The organism is Pseudomonas sp. B13(2017) (assembly GCF_002113245.1).
GTDB classification, from domain to species: domain Bacteria; phylum Pseudomonadota; class Gammaproteobacteria; order Pseudomonadales; family Pseudomonadaceae; genus Aquipseudomonas; species Aquipseudomonas putida_Z.
This window is the reverse complement of record NZ_NEJX01000003.1, coordinates 387,969-402,709: the sequence shown is the minus strand read 5'-3', so window position 1 is coordinate 402,709 and position 14,741 is coordinate 387,969. Positions and strand designations below refer to the sequence as shown.

The following is a 14,741-nucleotide window of genomic DNA, read 5'->3' as shown; positions in this document are numbered from 1 at the left end:
CAAAAAGCTTAAGCGACGGTTTTGATATGGCGAACAGTCCGTTTGCGATGGCGACGCTGACTCACCTTTTCGCCCTTACGGCGAGTCACTTTTTGCCAAACGCGGCAAAAAGTAACCAAAAAACGCTGCGCTCCCATCATCCGGCCCCTACGCTGCGCTCCGGGGTTCCCTCACTCCGGCCTTGCTCCCGGGAGTACGCGCTGCAGGCCCCATCCATGGGGCCTCAGCGCTTGACGGGCATCCATGCCCGTCACCTCCCTCCGCAAGGCCTGCGTTCGGCCTCCTGAAGTCGCGAAGATCAAGATCAAGATCAAGATCAAGATCAAGATCAAAAGCCAGATCAAAAGCGGGGGTGTGAGCTGAAGTTGCCGCTGATGCTGGCCTGAAGCCGGCGATAGCCGCAGCGCTATCAGCGCAATAGCGAACGGTGGTTGTCCAAAAACCTGCGAAAGAGGACAATTATCGGCTTCCCGTCACAACCAGCGACCTTGCATGGCCTTTCTTGCACTTGGTATCAACCATAAGACTGCCTCGGTAGACGTACGCGAGCGCGTGGCGTTTACCCCAGAGCAGCTGGTAGACGCCCTGCAGCAGCTCTGCCGACTGACATCCAGCCGCGAAGCGGCGATTCTGTCGACCTGCAACCGTAGCGAGCTCTATATCGAGCAGGACCACCTGTCCGCCGATGTGGTGCTGCAATGGCTCGCCGACTACCACCGCCTCAGCCTGGACGAGCTGCGCGCCAGCGCCTACGTGCACGAAGAGCACGAGGCGGTGAAGCACATGATGCGGGTGGCCTCCGGCCTGGACTCCCTGGTGCTCGGCGAGCCGCAGATCCTCGGCCAGATGAAGTCCGCCTACGCCGTGGCGCGTGAGGCTGGCACCGTCGGCCCATTGCTCGGGCGCCTGTTCCAGGCCACTTTCAGCGCCGCCAAGCAGGTGCGCACCGACACCGCCATCGGTGAAAACCCGGTGTCGGTGGCGTTTGCCGCGGTCAGCCTGGCCAAGCAGATCTTCAGCGACCTGGGCCGCAGCCAGGCCCTGCTGATCGGCGCCGGCGAAACCATCACCCTGGTCGCCCGCCACCTGCATGAGCAGGGCGTGCGCCGCATCGTCGTGGCCAACCGTACCCTTGAGCGGGCCAGCATCCTGGCCGAGCAGTTCGGTGCGCACGCCGTTCTGCTGGCCGACATCCCCCAGGAACTGGCCAACAGCGACATCGTCATCAGCTCCACCGCCAGCCAGTTGCCGATCCTCGGCAAGGGCGCGGTCGAGAGCGCGCTGAAACAGCGCCGGCACAAGCCGATTTTCATGGTCGACATTGCTGTACCGCGCGATATCGAAACCGAAGTCGGCGAACTCGACGACGTCTACCTGTACACTGTCGATGACCTGCACGACGTAGTGGCGGAAAACCTCAAGAGTCGCCAGGGCGCGGCCCAGGCCGCCGAAGAGCTGGTGTCGGTGGGGGCCGAAGACTTCATGCTGCGCCTGCGCGAGCTGGCCGCGGTGGATGTGCTCAAGGCCTATCGCCAGCAAAGCGAGCGCCTGCGCGACGAAGAACTGCAAAAGGCCCAGCGACTGCTGGCCAACGGCGGCAACCCCGAAGAGGTACTGGCCCAACTGGCCCGGGGGCTGACCAACAAACTCCTGCACGCACCCAGCGTGCAATTGAAAAGGCTCTCGGCCGAGGGCCGCCTCGATGCGCTGGCCATGGCCCAGGAACTCTTTGCCCTCAACGAGGGCTCGACGGACAAATCCCCGCAATGAAAGCGTCGCTGCTGAACAAACTGGAAATCCTCCAGGACCGCTTCGAAGAACTCACCGCACTGCTCGGTGATGCCGAGGTCATTTCCGACCAGACGCGCTTTCGCGCCTATTCCCGTGAATACGCCGAAGTCGAGCCGGTCTACGCTGCTTATAAAGAGTGGCGCAAAGTCCAGGACGACCTCGAAGGTGCCCAGGCGCTGCTCAAGGACAGTGACCCGGACCTGCGCGAAATGGCCGTGGAAGAAGTGCGTGAAGCCAAGGAACAACTGCTGACGCTGGAGTCGCAGCTGCAACGCATGCTGTTGCCCAAGGACCCCAACGACGGCCGCAACGTGTTCCTCGAAATCCGTGCCGGCACCGGTGGCGACGAGGCGGCGATCTTCTCCGGCGACCTGTTCCGCATGTATTCGCGCTACGCCGAAAAGCGTGGCTGGCGCCTGGAAATCCTCTCCGAGAACGAAGGCGAGCACGGCGGCTACAAGGAAATCATCGCCCGCGTCGAGGGTGAGAGCGTGTACGGCAAGCTCAAATTCGAGTCCGGCGCGCACCGCGTACAGCGCGTGCCCGAAACCGAATCCCAGGGCCGTATCCACACCTCCGCGTGCACCGTGGCAGTACTGCCCGAGCCGGACGAGCAAGCGGCCATCGAGATCAACCCGGCCGACCTGCGCGTGGACACCTACCGCGCATCCGGTGCCGGCGGCCAGCACGTCAACAAGACCGACTCGGCGATCCGTATCACCCACTTGCCCACCGGTATCGTGGTCGAGTGCCAGGAAGAGCGCTCGCAGCACAAGAACCGTGCTCGCGCCATGTCCTGGCTGTCGGCCAAGCTCAACGACATGCAGACCAGCGCCGCGCAGAACGCCATCGCCACCGAGCGCAAGCTGCTGGTCGGCTCGGGTGACCGTTCCGAGCGCATCCGTACGTACAATTATCCACAGGGCCGGGTGACCGATCACCGCATCAACCTGACCCTGTACTCGCTGGACGACATCCTCGCCGGTGGCGTGGAGGCGGTGATCGAACCGCTGCTGGCCGAATACCAGGCCGATCAACTGGCCGCCCTGGGGGACTGATGACCATCATCGCCAGCCTGCTGCGCAACGCGCAGTTGCCAGAATCGCCCACCGAGCGGCTGGATGCCGAGCTGCTGTTGGCCGCGGCCATCGGCAAGTCGCGCAGTTACCTGCACACCTGGCCCGAGCGAATCGTCAGCAGCGAAGATGCCGAGACCTATGCAGGCTACCTGCAGCGCCGCCGTGGCGGCGAACCGGTCGCCTACATTCTCGGGCTGCAGGGCTTCTGGAAGATCGACCTGGAGGTTGCGCCGCATACCCTGATCCCGCGGCCGGATACCGAGCTGCTGGTCGAAGCCGCGCTTGAACTGCAACCCGCCACGCCGGCCAAGGTCCTTGACCTGGGCACCGGCACCGGCGCGATTGCCCTGGCCCTGGCCAGCGATCGCCCGGCCTGGCAGGTAACTGCAGTGGACCGGGTGGAAGAGGCCGCCGCCCTGGCCGAGCGCAACCGCCAGCGCCTGGGCCTGACGAACGCCCAGGTACGGCTCAGCCACTGGTTCGACAGCCTGGCCGGCGAGCGTTTCGACCTGATTGTCAGCAACCCGCCCTACATCGCCGCCGCAGACCCGCACCTGGTCGCCGGTGATGTACGCTTCGAACCCAGCAGCGCGCTGGTGGCCGGCGATGATGGCCTGGACGACTTGCGCGTAATCGCTGCCCAGGCCCCCGCGCACCTGGTGCCGGGTGGCTGGTTGCTGCTGGAACACGGCTACGATCAGGCAGCGGCGGTGCGCGCCTTGCTGGCTGAACAAGGCTTCATCGAGGTCGCCAGCCGCACGGACCTGGGCGGCCATGAACGCATTACCCTGGGGCGCCTGCCATGCTGAGTGATCAGGAACTGCTGCGTTACAGCCGGCAGGTATTGCTGGCCCAGATCGACATCGACGGCCAATTGCGGCTCAAGCAGAGCAAGGCGCTGATCGTCGGGCTCGGTGGCCTTGGCTCGCCAGTCGCCTTGTACCTGGCCGCTGCCGGGGTGGGTGAGCTGCACCTGGCCGACTTCGACACCGTCGACCTGACCAACCTGCAACGCCAGGTGATCCACGACAGTGCCAGCGTCGGCATGAGCAAGGTCGATTCGGCCTTGCAGCGCTTGCAGGCGATCAACCCGGAAATCAGCCTGGTTGCCCATCGCCAGGCTCTGGACGAGGACTCGCTGGCGGCAGCGGTGGCAGCGGTGGACCTGGTGCTGGACTGCTCTGACAATTTCGGTACCCGCGAGGCGGTCAACGTCGCCTGTGTCGCGGCTGGCAAGCCGCTGGTCAGCGGTGCGGCGATCCGCCTGGAAGGGCAGTTGTCGGTATTCGACCCACGGCGTGACTACAGCCCTTGCTACCACTGCCTGTACGGCCATGGCAGCGAAGCCGAACTGACCTGCAGCGAAGCCGGTGTGATCGGCCCGCTGGTGGGCCTGGTGGGCAGCCTGCAGGCGCTGGAGGCGATGAAGCTGCTGGCCGGGTTCGGCGAGCCGCTGGTCGGCCGCCTGCTGCTGATCGATGCTCTCGGCACTCGTATCCGCGAACTGCGGGTCAAGCGCGACCCGGCCTGTGCGGTCTGCGGCAAGCGCGATGGCTGAGCGCTCGGCGCCGGTCGGCGTGATGGATTCCGGAGTCGGCGGCTTGTCGGTGCTCGCAGAGATCCAGCGCCTGCTGCCCAACGAGACGCTGCTGTACGTGGCCGATTGCGGGCACATACCCTACGGCGAGAAGTCGCCGGACTATATCCGTGAGCGTCTCCGACGCATTGCTGCGTTCTTCCATGAACAGGGTGCCAAGGCCATGGTACTGGCCTGCAATACCGCCACGGTGGCGGCGGTGGCCGACCTGCGCGAGTTGTACCCGACCTGGCCGCTGGTGGGCATGGAGCCGGCGGTGAAGCCTGCTGCCGCCGCCACGCGCTCGGGCGTGGTCGGTGTGCTGGCCACCACAGGTACCCTGCAGAGCGCCAAGTTCGCCGCCTTGCTCGACCGCTTTGCCAATGACGTGCAGGTCATCACCCAACCTTGCCCGGGGCTGGTCGAGCTGATCGAGACCGGCGACCTGGCCAGTCCGGCGCTGCGCCAGTTGCTGCAAGGTTATGTGCAGCCGTTGCTGGCCGCTGGCTGCGACACGTTGATCCTCGGCTGCACCCATTACCCCTTCCTGCGCCCGTTGCTGGCCGGCATGGTGCCAGCCGACGTGGCCATCATCGACACCGGTGCCGCAGTGGCGCGCCAACTGCAGCGGCTGCTGGGCGCGGATGACCTGCTGGCCGATGGGCCAGCCCGGGATACCCGCTTCTGGACCAGCGCCGATCCGCAATCACTCAGAAAAATCCTACCTTTGCTGTGGCATAAGTCCGACAGTGTGCAAAGCTTTTCATTGTGAAAAAAACGTGAAAAGAAGCTGAACTATCGTACCACTGCCGTTTTCTATCGCTTTGCCTGACATGAGGCGGATACCAATAACAGCAAAGAAGGATGTTGCTCATGAAGAAGCTGCTTGGCTTGGCGGCGGCTGCCGTCTTCACCCTGGGGCACTCACTGGCGGCGCAGGCTGCCGACGTTTCGTTTTCGGTGGGGCAGACCGGTGACTCGACCATGGTCTATCGGTTGGGGCTGCAATCGAATTGGGATGCGAGCTGGTGGCAGACCAGCGTCGGGCGCCTGACGGGGTACTGGGATGGGGCCTACACCTATTGGGATGGTGACGAGACCGCGAGCAACCATAGCCTGTCGTTCGCGCCGGTGTTCGTCTACGAGTTTGCCGGGGAGTCGGTGAAGCCTTATATAGAGGCGGGGATTGGCGTGGCGGCATTCTCCAGCACCGAGCTGGAAGACAACGAGCTGGGCTCGGCATTCCAGTTCGAGGACCGTATCGGCTTTGGATTGCGCTTTGCCGGTGGGCATGAGATTGGCGTGCGGGCGATTCACTATTCCAACGCAGGCATCAAGCAGCCCAACGATGGGGTGGAGAGCTATAGCCTGCATTACCGCATGGCGCTCTGAGCTCTCCTGTGCCGGCCTCTTCGCGGGTGAACCCGCTCCCACAGGGGGCTTACATAGCTTGAGATCTATGAGGTACCTGGAGGAGCAACTGTCTTGCTCCATTACTCAGGCTACCTCATCACCTTGTAGGAGCAGCCTTGTGCTGCGAAGAAGCCATTGCTGCAGAAGAACATCTGCTGCCCTACTGCCCTCTTCGCAGCACAAGGCTGCTCCTACAGGTTATGCGCATGACTTCAAGCCGATGCGGTCGAGGTGGGAGCCGGCTTGCCGGCGATAGGGCCGGAACGGTCACCACATCGATTACTTGAGTGGCAAAGGCCACAGGCTAGTCAGATCCAAAGCCTCCAGCACAAGCTCGGGCTCCCTCTGCGGCCACCGCCGCAGCAGCTCTTCTGCCGCATTCTGCGGCGTCCACGCCTCCGGTATCGCCTGCGCCGGTGTCACAGGTGTCTTCAACGACTGCGGCCCCACCACGGTCAGCTCGACCCCCTGCGCCTTCAACGCCTGACGCTGCTCGCGCATCCACTGCGGCATGTTGTTCCAGCCCGCAGGCGCCTGCGTCGGTGCATGCAGCTGCAGCGCCGAATAACGGTTGAACACCGCCATCACCTGCGGTGAGTCACCCTTCGCCAGCAAAGGCAGCGCTTTGGCCAGGCAATGCTCGCCGGCCAACTGGTTGTCAGTGACGATCGCCTCGAACAACTCGCTGTCCGCCACATCGTCCGCCAGGTAGTCGCTGGTACCGGCATTGATGATCAAACCGTCCAGCGCGCACCAGGCATGGCATATCTGCTGGCTGGCCTGGGCCGCCTGGTGTTCTTCGTGCAACTGCCACGGCAAGCGCAACAGCTGGCTGCCATAGCGTGCAGCCAGGGCATCCAGTGCCTCGCCATGCTTGGCGCTTGCAGCTACCCGGTGTCCTTGCTCGAGTAACCCTTCCACTAACGCCAGGCCAAGTCCATTGCCTGCTCCCGTCACCCAGATACTGCGTGCGTTGTTCAAGATGCTGCCCTCTGATCCTGCCGGCGCGGGAGGTTCTTGAATGCCTCCAGTGCGCGCTGACGACTGCTGTCGAGATCGACAATTGGACTGTGATAGGAATATCTAGCAAAAAGATCGGCCGACTTCACGGGGAAATGAATGGCTTTTTCATCCAGCCCCTGCAATTCCGGCAGCCAGTGCCGAATGAAACGCCCCTGCGGGTCGAAACGCTGCGACTGCGAAACCGGGTTGAAGATGCGGAAATAGGGCACTGCGTCGGTGCCAGTGGACGCGCTCCACTGCCAGCCACCGTTGTTGGCGGCCAGGTCGCCGTCTATCAGGTGACGCATGAAATGCCGCTCGCCCTTGCGCCAGTCGATCAACAGGTTCTTGCTGAGGAACATGGCCACGATCATGCGCAGGCGGTTGTGCATCCACCCGGTATCCAGCAGTTGGCGCATGGCGGCGTCGATGATCGGGAAGCCGGTCCGGCCCTGTTCCCAGGCTTCGAGGTCGGCCGGTGCATCGCGCCAGGGCAGGGCTTCGGTCTGGGCGCGGAAGGCGCGGTGACGCGAGACCTGTGGATAACCGGTCAGGATGTGTTTGTAGAATTCGCGCCAGAGCAGCTCGTTGATCCAGGTTTGCACGCCGCTGCTGCCGCTGTCGAACTCGCCGCGGTTGCTGGCCAGGGCGCCGTGCAGGCACTGGCGCGGCGAGATCACGCCTGCGGCCAGGTAGGCCGAGAGCTGGCTGGTGCCGGGCTTGGCAGGCAAGTCGCGCAGCTGTTGGTAGTCGTCGATGGTTTCGTCGAGAAAACGGGTCAGCCGCGCCTGCGCTTCGGCTTCGCCGGCCGGCCAGTGGTCGCGCAGTGTTTGCGCGGGTTTTTCGAAGCCGTCCACGTGCTGGGGGATCGGGTCGCTGCTGACCTGCAGCGGTGCCTGGCGTTTCACCCGCTGGGCCAGGGCGGGAAGGCCGCGGTGCAGGTGCTCCAGGCAGTTCTTCTTGAACTGGCTGAACACCTGGAAGTAGTCGCCGCTGCGGGTAAGGATGGTGCCTGGGCGGAACAACAGCTGGTCGAGGTGGCTGTGGGCCTGGATGGACGACTTTTCCAGCAGCGCGCGGGTGGCGTCGTCGCGACGTTGCTCGTTGATGCCGTACTCCTCGTTCCAGTGCACGCTTTGCACCTGATGCTGGCGGCAGACATCGAGTACGGCCTGTGGCGCCTGGTCCCAGGTGTCGATCCTGCGGATCAGCAGGGGGATGTTCAGGCGCTCCAGCGCCTGGCGCAGGTCGCGCAGGTTGCGCAGCCAGAAGTCGACTTTGCAGGCGGCGTCGTCGTGGGCCAGCCATTGCCCGGGGCTGACCAGCCACAGGGCGAGGGCCGGGCCGCGTTCGCAGGCGGCGCTGAGCGCGGTGTTGTCATCGATGCGCAGGTCGCTGCGCAGCCAGGTCAGGTGCATGGTGCGGTCATCTCTCCAGGCTGGCGGTCATGGGCTTGCAGCAAACGCAATGCCGCCTGAGGGGTATCGAACAGGGCAAGGTTGGGCAGCCTGAGGGCACGCAGCCGGGCTTCGTGCAGCGCCAGCATCGGCCCGCCGGCCAGGGTCGGTACGGGCAGGTTGGACAGGGTGCGTTGCAGCGCCTTGTCATCGATGCGTGGCCCCAGGTGCAGCAGCACGGCGCGCGGCTTGAGCATGGTGACGGCGCGTTGCAGGTGCGCGCCGGCAATGGTGTGCTCCAGTACTTCGACCGGCAGGCCGTTGCTGGTGAACAGCCAGGCGCACAACCACAAACCGGGGCTGAAGGTGTGTTCGCTGTGTTCGGTCAGCAAGATGGCAGGGCCTTGCAGCAACTGGTTGTCGTGGTAGACCCGGGCGCCCAGCTTGCTGCGCAGCCAGCTGTGGAAAAACACCTGCTCCAGCCGTGCATTGAAATAGTTGCGCCAGCGCAGGTCGAGGAGGTCGAGCAGCGGCAATAGCAATTGCTCGCACAGGGTGACAGCCGGGTAAAGGGCCATCGCCTGGTTGAGCTGCTGGTCGAGGGCGCGCTGCGACAGCGTGGCGATGGCCTCGACCAGTTGGAACTGCCGGGCTTGCCAGTCGCCTTTCGGTGGCGTGCTGGCCGGTTTGTCGAGCAGCTCGCGTACCTGGCCGACGGAGGCGCCGCGTTGCAGCCAGGCGAGGATCGCCTCGACGCGTTCGACCTGCTCCAGCGGATACAGGCGATGGCCCTTGGCGGTACGCTGGGGCTTGAGCAGGCCATAGCGGCGCTCCCAGGCGCGCAGGGTGACGGGATTGACGCCCGTGCGGCGAGCCAGCTCGCCGATGGGCAACAGGATTTCAGACGGCATTGCGCAGGCCCAGGCGCTCGGGGTGCGGCTGCAGGTAGGCCTGCTGCTGCAGATACGGGTCGGGGTGCTTGCGCAAATGGTGCTTGAGCAGGGTCAGCGGCACTACCAGCGGTACCACGCCTTGCTGGTATTGGCCGATGATGGCTTGCAGCTCGGCTTTGTCCTGCTGTGTGAGGGTGTCCTTGAAGTAGCCGCTCAGATGCTGCAGCACGTTGCAATGAGTGCCACGGCTGGCACAGCGACGCAGGGCCTGCATCAGCTGGCTGAAATAGCGCGGGCCGATGCTTTGCGGGTCATCGTCCTTGCTCATGTTGCCGAGCAGGCGCCCGAGGCTGCGGTAGGCCTGCGGGTTGTTGGCCATCAGCAGGTATTTGTAGCGCGAGTGGAACCGCACCAGGGCGCCACGGCTCAGGCCTTCGGCCAGCAGGCGCTGCCAGTCGGCGTAGGCGTACACGCGGCTGATGAAGTTCTCGCGCAGCACAGGGTCGTGCAGGCGGCCTTCTTCTTCCACCGGCAGGTCCGGGCGCCGTGCGCAGAACGCCTGGGCATACACGCCCCGCCCACCGTGGAAGGCCGGGTGGCCATTGTCCTGGTACACCTTGACGCGCTCCAGGCCACAGGAAGGCGATTTCTGCATGAAGATGTAGCCACAGATATCGTCGAGTTCGGCTGCCATTTGCTCGCCGTAGTTGCGCAGCGGGCCGGTCAGGTCCATGCCGGGGTTGCGGGTGCCTACCACTTCCGGCTGCTCGGGGTCGCCGACCAGCCGGATCGGGTCGCGCGGCACGCCCAGGCCGATGGCCACCTCCGGGCACACCGGCAACCAGTCGAAATGTTCCTCGAGTTGCATACGGCACAGGTCGGAGGCCTTGTGGCCGCCGTTATAGCGCACGCTGTGCCCGGTCAGGCAGGCGCTGATGGCGATACGCGGCTTGCTGTGGGCAAATGAGTCGTGCATGTGCTGCCTCCCAAAACCTGTACGAGACTAAAAAGTTGTACAGGTTCATTCCAGCACAGCCCGGAAGTTATGCAAACCAGTTTTTTTGTATAACCCTACATCACTCGAGGTGTTCGAGCAGCCGACGCGCCGCTTCCTGACCGCTGAGCCAGGCGCCTTCGACACGGCCGGACAGGCACCAGTCACCGCAGGCGTACAAACCTTGGTCAGCATCGGCCAGCGCGCCCCATTCATGGTTGCTGCTCGGGCGGGCATAAAGCCAGCGGTGGGCCAAGGCAAAAGTAGGTGCCGGCACCACGCAGCCGACCAGTTCGGCGAACTCGCCCCACAGCTGTTCGATCACTTCTTCCTTGGGCAGGTCGATGTGTTGCCGGCTCCAGTCCGAGGTGGCGTGCAGTACCCAGGTGTCGAGCTGCTCGTCACGCCCGGGCTTGCTGCGGTTGCGCGCCAGCCAGTCGAGCGGGTTGTCCTGCACGAAGCAGCCTTGCATCGGGGTTTCCAGCGGGGTCTGGAAGGCCAGGGCGACGGCCCAGGTGGGCTCCATCTGCACACCGGCGGCCACGGCAGCGAGCTTCGGGGTAGCGGCCAGCAACGGCGTGGCCTGTGGTGCCGGCACGGCGATCACCACGCGGCTGTAGGGGCCGTGGCTGCATCCTTCGGTGTCCTGCAGGTGCCAGTACTGCTTGCCGCGGAACACTTCGGCGATGCGGCAACCGAAGTTGACCGTCACGTCCTTGAGCAGGCCGCGGGTGATTGCACTCATGCGCGGCACGCCCACCCAGCGTGTCTGCTCGTCGGGTGAAGGGGTGAGTTCACCATCGCGGTAATTGTACAGCTGTGGCTTCCATTGCTCGGCCCAACCAGCGGCAACCCACTGCTGTACCTGCTCGACAAAGCGCCGGTCACGGGCGGTGAAATACTGGGCGCCGAGGTCCAGCGCGCCAGCTTCGCTGCGCTTGCTGGCCATGCGACCGCCACTGCCGTGGCCCTTGTCGAACAAATGCACGGATTGCCCGGCCTTCTGCAAGGCCTGGGCGGCTGACAGACCGGCGATACCGGCCCCGATGATGGCAATAGGTACTGTCATGATGGCCTCTTCAAACCTTGCTGTAAGCAGACTACGCTGTCAGGCAAACCTGTACAATGCTCAAATTTTGTATAAGGTTATTCCGTGTTGGCAGGCAGGTTGGCCTATGTTTATCCGAGAGCGTCGGGTCAAAAAAGTGCCTTGATGTTAAAAATAGACCACCGCCGCATTCTGCGAGGACACAGCCATGCATATATTGCTGACAGGCGGCACCGGGTTGATTGGCAAGCACCTGTGCCAGTACTGGCTCGGCCAGGGTCATCGCTTGACGGTATGGAGCCGGCGACCTGAGCAGGTGCCGAAAATTTGTGGGAACGGCGTGCGTGGCATTGCCCGCCTGGAGCAACTGGAGGCGGATGATCATCTGGACGCAGTGATCAACCTGGCCGGCGCGCCGATTGCCGATCGGCCCTGGACGGCGGCCCGGCGCAACCTGCTGTGGGCCAGCCGCGTCACCCTCACCGAGCAGTTGCTGGCCTGGCTGGGCAGCCGCGAACAGCGCCCGGAAGTGCTGATCTCCGGCTCTGCGGTGGGCTGGTACGGAGACGGTGGCGAACGTGAGCTGACCGAGGCTTCACCGCCGGTGCGCGAAGATTTCGCCAGCCAACTGTGCATTGCCTGGGAAGAGACAGCGATGCGTTCGCAGGCTCAGGGCATTCGCGTGGTGCTGGTGCGTACCGGGTTGGTGCTGGCCAGTGACGGCGGCTTTTTGTCGCGCCTGCGCCTGCCCTTCAAACTGGGGCTGGGCGGGCCTTTGGGCGACGGGCGGCAGTGGATGCCTTGGGTCCATATAGACGACCAGGTCGCCCTGATTGATTTTCTCTTGCAGCACAAGGATGCCAGCGGTCCTTATAATGCCTGCGCCCCGGAGCCGGTGCGCAACCGCGAGTTCGCCAGGCGCCTTGGCCGCACCTTGCACCGGCCGGCGCTGCTGCCAGTGCCGGCACTGCTGCTCAAAGCGGGGCTGGGTGAGCTGTCGACCCTGCTGCTCGGCGGCCAGCGCGCCCGCCCGGTACGCTTGCTGGCGGCAGGCTTCACCTTCCGCTTCAACGATTTGCAATCGGCCCTGGACAACCTGTCCAGCCGCCTCTGACATAGGACGCTGCATGACCGATCACGCCCTGCTGCTGGTCAACCTGGGTTCCCCGGCCTCCACCTCGGTGGCCGATGTGCGCCGCTACCTCAACCAGTTCCTCATGGACCCGTACGTGATCGACCTGCCCTGGCCGGTGCGGCGCCTGCTGGTGTCGCTGATCCTGGTCAAGCGCCCGGAGCAGTCGGCGCACGCCTATGGCTCGATCTGGTGGGAGGAGGGCTCGCCGCTGGTGGTGCTGACCCGTCGCCTGCAGGCGGCGATGGTCGAGCACTGGCCCCATGGCCCGGTGGAGATTGCCATGCGCTATGGCCAGCCGGCCTTGCCCGAGGTACTGGAGCGCCTGGTGGCACAGGGTGTGCGCAAGGTGACCCTGGCGCCGCTGTACCCGCAGTTCGCCGACAGCACGGTGACCACTGTGGTGGAGCAGGCCAGGCAGACGGTCAGTGAACGCCAGTTGCCGTTGCAGCTGCGCGTGCTGCAGCCGTTCTACGATCACCCAGACTACATCGAGGCACTGGCGGCCAGCGCCCGGCCTTACCTGGAGCAGGATTACGATCACCTGTTGCTGAGCTTCCATGGCTTGCCGGAGCGGCACCTGAAGAAGCTGGACCCGACCGGCAAGCATGACTTCCAGGCGGCCGACTGCTGCAAGGATGCCAGTGCCGATATGCGTGCGGTGTGCTACCGCGGGCAGTGCCTGGCAACGGCCAGGGCCTTTGCACAGAAAATGGGCATACCCGATGGCAAATGGTCGGTGTCGTTCCAGTCACGGCTGGGGCGGGCCAAGTGGATCGAACCCTATACCGAGGCGCGGCTGGACGAGCTGGCCAAGGCCGGGGTGAAGAAGCTGCTGGTAATGTGCCCGGCGTTCGTGGCCGATTGCATCGAGACCCTGGAAGAGATCGGCATGCGCGGGAGCGAGCAGTTTGTCGAGGCCGGCGGGCAGGAGCTGGTGCTGGTGCCTTGCCTGAATGATCACCCGGAGTGGGTGAAGGCGCTGGCGGGGATGTGCGAAAAGGCCTGACTTTCAGGTTGCCTGTACTGGCCCTATCGCCGGCAAGCCAGCTCCCACAGGTATTCCACAGTTCTTGAAATCTGTGGGGTACCTGTGGGAGCTGGCTTGCCGGCGATAGGGCCAGGTCAGGCTAAAGCCGAATCAAGGCAACTGATCATCCAGCTTCTTGTGCTTCCAGCCATCATTGCCCGGCAAGATCAGGTTCAGGGCGATAGCCACGATGGCGCACAGGGCGATGCCCTTCAGGCCCCAGTCATCCGGGCCGTCACCGCTGCCGATCAGCACGCCGCCGATACCGAACACCAGGGTCACCGACACGATCACCAGGTTGCGGGCTTCGGCCAGGTCGATCTTGTGGCGGATCATGGTGTTCATGCCCACCGCCGCGATCGAGCCGAACAGCAGGCACAGGATGCCACCCATCACCGGTACCGGGATGCTTTGCAGCAGTGCGCCGAACTTGCCGATGAAGGCCAGGGTTATGGCGAAGACCGCCGCCCAGGTCATGATCTTCGGGTTGTAGTTCTTGGTCAGCATCACCGCGCCGGTCACTTCGGCATAGGTGGTGTTGGGCGGGCCGCCGAACAGGCCGGCTGCGGTGGTGGCCAGGCCGTCGCCCAGCAGGGTGCGGTGCAGGCCGGGCTTCTTCAGGTAGTCGCGGCCGGTCACGCTGCCGACCGCGATCACACCGCCGATGTGCTCGATCGCCGGTGCCAGGGCAACCGGGACGATGAACAGGATGGCCTGCCAGTTGAACGCTGGCGCGGTGAAGTTGGGCAGCTCCAGCCACGGTGCGGCGGCGATCTTGGCCGTGTCGACCACGCCAAAGGCGAACGACAGGGCAAAGCCGACCAGCACGCCGGCAATGATCGGCACCAGACGGAAGATGCCCTTGCCGAACACGGCGACGATCAGCGTTGTCAGCAGGGCTGGCATCGAGATCATCATGGCGGTCTTGTAGGGCAGCAGCACACTGCCGTCACCGGCCTTGCCCATCGCCATGTTGGCGGCGATCGGCGCCATGGCCAGGCCGATGGAGATGATCACCGGGCCGATCACCACCGGCGGCAGCATGCGGTCGATGAAGCCAGTGCCTTTGATTTTCACCATCAGGCCCATGAAGGTGTACACGAAACCTGCGGCCATCACGCCGCCCATGGTCTCGGCCAGGCCGAACTGGCCCTTGGCGAGGATGATCGGGGTGATGAAGGCAAAGCTCGAGGCCAGGAACACGGGTACCTGGCGGCCGGTGACCAGCTGGAACAGCAGGGTGCCGATACCGGCGGTGAACAGCGCGACGTTCGGATCGAGGCCGGTGATCAGTGGCATCAGCACCAGCGCGCCAAATGCCACGAAGAGCATCTGCGCGCCCGAAACGACCTGGCGCCAGAGCGGGTCGTTGAAGCCGTCCTGCAT

The 14,741-nt window shown here is 64.3% G+C and carries 14 protein-coding genes; 8 read left to right on the top strand and 6 right to left on the bottom strand.

The genetic code is table 11. The annotated features are described in order from the left end of the window. Positions 1-492: 492 nt before the first annotated feature. From hemA to CAG44_RS07120, 6 genes are all read left to right on the top strand, one after another. A complete protein-coding gene (gene hemA / locus CAG44_RS07145; protein ID WP_085587332.1) occupies positions 493-1,770 on the top strand; it encodes a glutamyl-tRNA reductase in 1,278 nt (425 codons plus the stop codon). Then, positions 1,767-2,849: a peptide chain release factor 1 gene (prfA, locus tag CAG44_RS07140; protein WP_013970909.1), complete on the top strand. Its 1,083-nt coding sequence runs from the start codon at positions 1,767-1,769 to the stop codon at positions 2,847-2,849. The genes hemA and prfA overlap by 4 nt, the downstream gene beginning before the upstream one ends. Then, positions 2,849-3,679: a peptide chain release factor N(5)-glutamine methyltransferase gene (prmC, locus tag CAG44_RS07135; RefSeq protein ID WP_085691846.1), complete on the top strand. Its 831-nt coding sequence runs from the start codon at positions 2,849-2,851 to the stop codon at positions 3,677-3,679. The genes prfA and prmC overlap by 1 nt, the downstream gene beginning before the upstream one ends. Further along, positions 3,673-4,428 carry a molybdopterin-synthase adenylyltransferase MoeB gene (locus tag CAG44_RS07130; RefSeq protein ID WP_025337684.1) on the top strand — a complete coding sequence of 252 codons (756 nt, stop codon included), beginning with the start codon at positions 3,673-3,675 and terminating at the stop codon, positions 4,426-4,428. The genes prmC and CAG44_RS07130 overlap by 7 nt, the downstream gene beginning before the upstream one ends. Then, on the top strand, positions 4,421-5,218 hold the full coding sequence (gene murI, locus CAG44_RS07125) for a glutamate racemase (protein ID WP_085587334.1): 798 nt from the start codon (positions 4,421-4,423) through the stop codon (positions 5,216-5,218). The genes CAG44_RS07130 and murI overlap by 8 nt, the downstream gene beginning before the upstream one ends. A gap of 101 nt (positions 5,219-5,319) precedes the next feature. Further along, positions 5,320-5,838: an acyloxyacyl hydrolase gene (locus CAG44_RS07120; RefSeq protein ID WP_025337686.1), complete on the top strand. Its 519-nt coding sequence runs from the start codon at positions 5,320-5,322 to the stop codon at positions 5,836-5,838. A 300-nt stretch (positions 5,839-6,138) separates the two neighbouring features. Here the strand turns inward: CAG44_RS07120 and CAG44_RS07115 are convergent, their stop codons facing one another. The 5 genes from CAG44_RS07115 to CAG44_RS07095 all read right to left on the bottom strand — a co-directional run bounded on the left by CAG44_RS07115 (position 6,139) and on the right by CAG44_RS07095 (position 11,214). Next, positions 6,139-6,840, bottom strand: a complete 702-nt coding sequence (locus CAG44_RS07115) for an SDR family oxidoreductase (protein WP_025337687.1) — start codon at positions 6,838-6,840, stop codon at positions 6,139-6,141. Continuing rightward, positions 6,837-8,279, bottom strand: a complete 1,443-nt coding sequence (gene phrB / locus CAG44_RS07110) for a deoxyribodipyrimidine photo-lyase (protein ID WP_085691845.1) — start codon at positions 8,277-8,279, stop codon at positions 6,837-6,839. The genes CAG44_RS07115 and phrB overlap by 4 nt, the downstream gene beginning before the upstream one ends. Continuing rightward, the gene (locus CAG44_RS07105; RefSeq protein ID WP_085691844.1) at positions 8,270-9,169 is read right to left on the bottom strand and encodes a MerR family transcriptional regulator; all 900 of its coding nucleotides are present in this window, start codon (positions 9,167-9,169) and stop codon (positions 8,270-8,272) included. The genes phrB and CAG44_RS07105 overlap by 10 nt, the downstream gene beginning before the upstream one ends. After that, positions 9,159-10,127, bottom strand: coding sequence for a DUF523 and DUF1722 domain-containing protein (locus tag CAG44_RS07100; protein WP_085691843.1), 969 nt, complete (start codon positions 10,125-10,127; stop codon positions 9,159-9,161). The genes CAG44_RS07105 and CAG44_RS07100 overlap by 11 nt, the downstream gene beginning before the upstream one ends. Positions 10,128-10,227: 100 nt before the next feature. Beyond that, entirely contained in the window at positions 10,228-11,214 is a 987-nt protein-coding gene (locus CAG44_RS07095) for an NAD(P)/FAD-dependent oxidoreductase (RefSeq protein ID WP_075043761.1), read from the bottom strand. Positions 11,215-11,401: 187 nt separating this feature from the next. Between CAG44_RS07095 and CAG44_RS07090 the strand changes: the two genes are divergently transcribed. Together CAG44_RS07090 and hemH are read left to right on the top strand one after the other, a co-directional pair. Further along, positions 11,402-12,307, top strand: a complete 906-nt coding sequence (locus tag CAG44_RS07090; RefSeq protein ID WP_085587346.1) for a TIGR01777 family oxidoreductase — start codon at positions 11,402-11,404, stop codon at positions 12,305-12,307. A gap of 13 nt (positions 12,308-12,320) precedes the next feature. Next, positions 12,321-13,334, top strand: a complete 1,014-nt coding sequence (hemH, locus tag CAG44_RS07085; protein WP_085691842.1) for a ferrochelatase — start codon at positions 12,321-12,323, stop codon at positions 13,332-13,334. Positions 13,335-13,466: 132 nt separating this feature from the next. On the opposite strand, the gene CAG44_RS07080 is transcribed toward hemH, so the two are convergent. Beyond that, on the bottom strand, positions 13,467-14,741 hold the full coding sequence (locus CAG44_RS07080; protein ID WP_025337694.1) for a uracil-xanthine permease family protein: 1,275 nt from the start codon (positions 14,739-14,741) through the stop codon (positions 13,467-13,469).

What these genes read in the sequence shown, in the direction of transcription:
- hemA (WP_085587332.1), top strand. Translation starts at nt 493, where the DNA reads ATGGCCTTTCTTGCACTTGGTATCAACCATAAGACTGCCTCGGTAGAC.
- prfA (WP_013970909.1), top strand. Translation starts at nt 1,767, where the DNA reads ATGAAAGCGTCGCTGCTGAACAAACTGGAAATCCTCCAGGACCGCTTC.
- prmC (WP_085691846.1), top strand. Translation starts at nt 2,849, where the DNA reads ATGACCATCATCGCCAGCCTGCTGCGCAACGCGCAGTTGCCAGAATCG.
- CAG44_RS07130 (WP_025337684.1), top strand. Translation starts at nt 3,673, where the DNA reads ATGCTGAGTGATCAGGAACTGCTGCGTTACAGCCGGCAGGTATTGCTG.
- murI (WP_085587334.1), top strand. Translation starts at nt 4,421, where the DNA reads ATGGCTGAGCGCTCGGCGCCGGTCGGCGTGATGGATTCCGGAGTCGGC.
- CAG44_RS07120 (WP_025337686.1), top strand. Translation starts at nt 5,320, where the DNA reads ATGAAGAAGCTGCTTGGCTTGGCGGCGGCTGCCGTCTTCACCCTGGGG.
- phrB (WP_085691845.1), bottom strand. Translation starts at nt 8,279, where the DNA reads ATGCACCTGACCTGGCTGCGCAGCGACCTGCGCATCGATGACAACACC.
- CAG44_RS07105 (WP_085691844.1), bottom strand. Translation starts at nt 9,169, where the DNA reads ATGCCGTCTGAAATCCTGTTGCCCATCGGCGAGCTGGCTCGCCGCACG.
- CAG44_RS07100 (WP_085691843.1), bottom strand. Translation starts at nt 10,127, where the DNA reads ATGCACGACTCATTTGCCCACAGCAAGCCGCGTATCGCCATCAGCGCC.
- CAG44_RS07095 (WP_075043761.1), bottom strand. Translation starts at nt 11,214, where the DNA reads ATGACAGTACCTATTGCCATCATCGGGGCCGGTATCGCCGGTCTGTCA.
- CAG44_RS07090 (WP_085587346.1), top strand. Translation starts at nt 11,402, where the DNA reads ATGCATATATTGCTGACAGGCGGCACCGGGTTGATTGGCAAGCACCTG.
- hemH (WP_085691842.1), top strand. Translation starts at nt 12,321, where the DNA reads ATGACCGATCACGCCCTGCTGCTGGTCAACCTGGGTTCCCCGGCCTCC.
- CAG44_RS07080 (WP_025337694.1), bottom strand. Translation starts at nt 14,741, where the DNA reads ATGCAGGACGGCTTCAACGACCCGCTCTGGCGCCAGGTCGTTTCGGGC.